This is a genomic window from Clostridioides sp. ZZV15-6388, assembly GCF_020657755.1.
GTDB lineage: Bacteria > Bacillota > Clostridia > Peptostreptococcales > Peptostreptococcaceae > Clostridioides.
This window is the reverse complement of sequence record NZ_JAGWCU010000066.1, coordinates 1-4,240: the sequence shown is the minus strand read 5'-3', so window position 1 is coordinate 4,240 and position 4,240 is coordinate 1. Positions and strand designations below refer to the sequence as shown.

At 27.2% G+C, this 4,240-nt stretch carries 3 protein-coding genes; all 3 read right to left on the bottom strand.

Annotated features, from left to right (window positions below; all coding sequences use genetic code 11):
• Window positions 1–580: 580 nt before the first annotated feature.
• A complete protein-coding gene (locus KGF48_RS19605) occupies window positions 581–1,051 on the bottom strand; it encodes a methylated-DNA--[protein]-cysteine S-methyltransferase (RefSeq protein WP_227840957.1) in 471 nt (156 codons plus the stop codon).
• A 283-nt stretch (window positions 1,052–1,334) separates the two neighbouring features.
• The gene (gene clpB / locus KGF48_RS19600; protein WP_227868495.1) at window positions 1,335–3,929 is read right to left on the bottom strand and encodes an ATP-dependent chaperone ClpB; all 2,595 of its coding nucleotides are present in this window, start codon (window positions 3,927–3,929) and stop codon (window positions 1,335–1,337) included.
• 36 nt (window positions 3,930–3,965) lie between these two features.
• On the bottom strand, window positions 3,966–4,157 hold the full coding sequence (locus KGF48_RS19595) for a hypothetical protein (protein WP_227868494.1): 192 nt from the start codon (window positions 4,155–4,157) through the stop codon (window positions 3,966–3,968).
• Between the last annotated feature and the right edge of the window lie 83 nt (window positions 4,158–4,240).

The following is a 4,240-nucleotide window of genomic DNA, read 5'->3' as shown; positions in this document are numbered from 1 at the left end:
ATTCTACAGATGCAATAAAAAACTCGTAATTATAACAAAAAAATCTATTATTGTAGAATTTTGTATATTTTTTATGTTTTTATATATTTTTTAAGATAATTCTCATTATAAAATTTTGTATAAATATATAAATTTTTATGTTTATTTAATCTACTTTTTAGTACTTGATAAATTATAAAAAAATACTGAAAATGATAGTTTACTAACTATCATTTTCAGTATTTTTTTGCCATTTATAAACATAATTAAAATCTACTTTCTAAGGGGGGAATAGACTTATCTGCCTACGCTTCAAGATTCTCTCACAAAATAGTATTTCTCTTTTATTTAGTTCCTTAAAAATCATCAGTAAATAGTATCAAATTCACTATTATTCTCTGCTACTTTTTCCTTTTCAACAAATAAATTTATGTTATTCCATTTATATTTGTGTAGTAAAATTTATTCAGCTTTAGACCATTTTTATTATTGAGAGTTTAAGTTTTCATGATTTAATTATTGGAACTTAATTATTAGTGAAGATAAAGTTAATTTTCATTATAAGTATTATCTTTCAATATGTACTTACTATATAATTCTATTATTTATTTTCACTTTCAAGTTTTAATAAATAATCCTTTGTTTTTATTCCGCCCAAATAACCTCTTAAACTTCCATTAGAACCAATAAGCCTATGGCAAGGTATAAAAATAGAGATAGGATTTTTACTATTGGCTAATCCCACTGCTCTATATGATTTAGGTCTATTAATTGTATTTGCTAATTCTAGATAAGTTCTTGTTTCTCCATATGGAATTTTGCAAAGTTCACTCCAAACTTGTTTACTAAACTCACTTCCTGATGGATGTAATGGTAAAGCAAATTTTTTTCTATCACCATTTAGATATTCACTTAACTGTTTATTTGCTTCTTTTATAATTTCAGTCTCTTTAACTGTGTATTTTTCACAAGATAATTCTTGCATACCAAAGAATAAATCTGTAATATAATTATTTTCTTCTGATATTCCTATGTTCCCAATTTTAGTTTCATAGTAAAATATATTTTTCATTAAATACTATATCCTTCCACATTTATTTTTACCTTCAGTTATATTAATAGTTTTATTTATTTATATCATATATTTTATCAACTTTTATTAAAAAAAACTTTAATACTCTTAAAAATAGTTATATAATATAAAATCAATTAATAATCCTATATTACATAAATAATAAAAATAATTATATTTTCCTTCTTAAAACTATAAATCTATAAATTAATTAACATTAATCAACAAGAAAGTCAGTAGAGCATAATGTATCAAACCGCACATTTTGCTCTACTGACTTTTATTACTTAACTAAAACTTCAATATTTTCATTTTTCCCATCTATAACTATAGTACAGCCAGTATATATATCTCCAGCAATAAGTTTTCTTGCAATTATAGTTTCTAATGTATTTCCTATATATCTCTTAAGAGGTCTTGCACCATACACAGGGTCATAACCTTCTCTCACCATAACATCTTTAGCTGAATCTGTAACTTCAATAGAAATATCTTTTTCTTTTAATCTATTTTTTAAATCTTCCATAAATATGTCTATAATTTTCTTGATATTATCTTGGTCTAAAGGTTTAAACATTATAATATCATCTATTCTATTTAGAAATTCAGGTTTAAATCGATGCTTCATCTCATTCATTACAAGACTGTTAGTAGTATCTGTTATGTTTCCACCTGCTTCTAATAAATAATTACTTCCTATATTAGAGGTCATTATTATAAGAGTATTTTTGAAGTCTACAGTCTTACCTTTATTATCAGTAAGTCTACCATCATCTAATATTTGTAAAAACATATTAAATACATCTTCATGTGCCTTTTCTATCTCATCAAATAATATTACAGAATAAGGTGCACGTCTAACTGCTTCTGTAAGTTGTCCCCCCTCTTCATATCCTACATATCCTGGAGGAGGTCCTACTAATCTTGATACAGCATGTTTTTCCATATATTCAGACATGTCAATTCTAATTATATTATCTTCACTATCAAATAAATTTCTAGCAAGAGTTTTTGCAAGTTCAGTTTTTCCAACTCCTGTAGGTCCTAAGAATATAAATGAACCAATTGGTTTTCTTTCATCTTTTAGGCCAGCTCTTGCACGTATTACTGCATTTGAAACTGCTGTAACTGCTTCATTCTGTCCAATAACTCTCTTATGAAGTTCATCTTCTAGCTTAAGCAGCTTTTCTCTTTCACCTTCAACTAATTTAGTTACTGGTATACCTGTCCACTTTGATACAATATTAGATATTTCTTCTTCTGTAACTTCTTCTTTTAAAAGTGAATTCTCAGAACCATCATTCATACTTTCCTCATATTTTTTTATTTGCTCTTCTAATTTAGGTATTTCACCATATTTAACCTCTGCTGCTTTATTAAAATCATATTCTCTTTCATATTTTTCAGCTTTCCCTTTAGCTTCATCTAATTGAGATTTTAAATTTTTAATATCTAATATTTGACTCTTCTCTTTTTCATATTTAGCAGTCATTTCATCATTTTTAGATTTTAACTCTGCTATTTCCTTTTGAATATCTTCTAGTCTTGACTTACTCTTATCATCATTTTCTTTGAGTAAAGCTTCTCTTTCAGTTTCTAGTGTAAATAATTTTCTTCTAACCACATCTAATTCTGTTGGTAATGAATCTATTTCACTACGAATCATAGCTCCAGCTTCATCTATTAAATCTATTGCTTTATCTGGTAAAAATCTATCTTGTATATATCTATGAGAAAGTTTTGCTGCTGCTACAATAGCATTATCATGAATTCTTACTCCATGATGTATCTCAAATCGTTCTTTAAGTCCTCTAAGTATAGATATTGTATCTTCAACAGTAGGTTCTTCTGCAATTACAGGTTGGAAACGTCTTTCAAGTGCTTTATCTTTTTCTATATATTTTCTGTATTCATCAAAAGTAGTTGCACCAATACAATTTAACTCTCCTCTTGCAAGCATAGGCTTAATCAGGTTACCTGCATCCATTGATCCTTCTGTTTTACCAGCTCCAACTATAGTATGAATCTCATCTATAAATAATATGATTTTTCCATCAGAACTTTGAACTTCTTTTAAGACAGCCTTTAATCTTTCTTCAAATTCTCCTCTATATTTTGCACCAGCAATCAATGCACCCATATCAAGAGAGAATACTATTTTATCTTTTAATCCTTCTGGTACATCTCCTCTTACTATTCTTTCTGCTAAGCCTTCAACTATCGCAGTTTTACCTACACCTGGTTCACCAATTAATACAGGGTTATTTTTTGTTCTTCTCGATAAAATTCTTATAATTCTTCTTATTTCTTCATCTCTTCCAATTACAGGGTCTAACTTATTTTTTTTAGCTAAATCTACTAAATTTGTTCCATATCTAGCAAGCGCATCATATGTTCCTTCTGGGTCTTGCGTTTCTACCCTTTGACTACCTCTAACTTGTGATAAAACGTTTAAAAAGTCATTTTTATTTATATTATATTGTTTCAATATTTTACCAACAACTGATTTTGATTCTGTTTCCATCATTGCAAGCATAACATGCTCAACACTTATATATGAATCTTTAAATTCTTTAGAAATACTTTCTGCTTTTATAAGTACTTCATTTATTTTTCTAGTAGCTGACACTCCTTGTGAATCTGCTCCTTCTCCATATACTTTTGGAAGTTTATCCATTTCAAGGTTTACAGTATTTCTTAAAGAATCTATTGATATATTCATCTTTTCTATTATATTTGGTATTAACCCATCTTCTTGATTAATAAGTGCTGAAAAAAGATGAATTACATCTACTTGTTGGTTATGATTTTTTACTGCTTCATTATAAGCCTCATTTAAACTTTTTTGAACTCTTAAAGTCATTTTTTCTACGTCCATATAAATCCCTCCATTTTAATATTATATCCAAATAAATTAAATTCTCTCATTTATGATTATTGATTTTCTAAGCTCCAAAAGACTATCAAGCAAACTTTCATTTTTTTGTATGTCAAAACTTAATGTCAGATTAAAGGTTCCATCTGAGTTAAAAAAATCAAACACTTCTTTTGATTTTGCTTTTAGATATAAGTCTTCATCTATAAGTCTTTTTTCACCTATTAACAAATACTGGCATTTCTCTATAAAACTCTTTCTAAAATCAATAGAGTTTTATAGAGAAATGCCAGTATTTGTTAATAGGTGAAAAA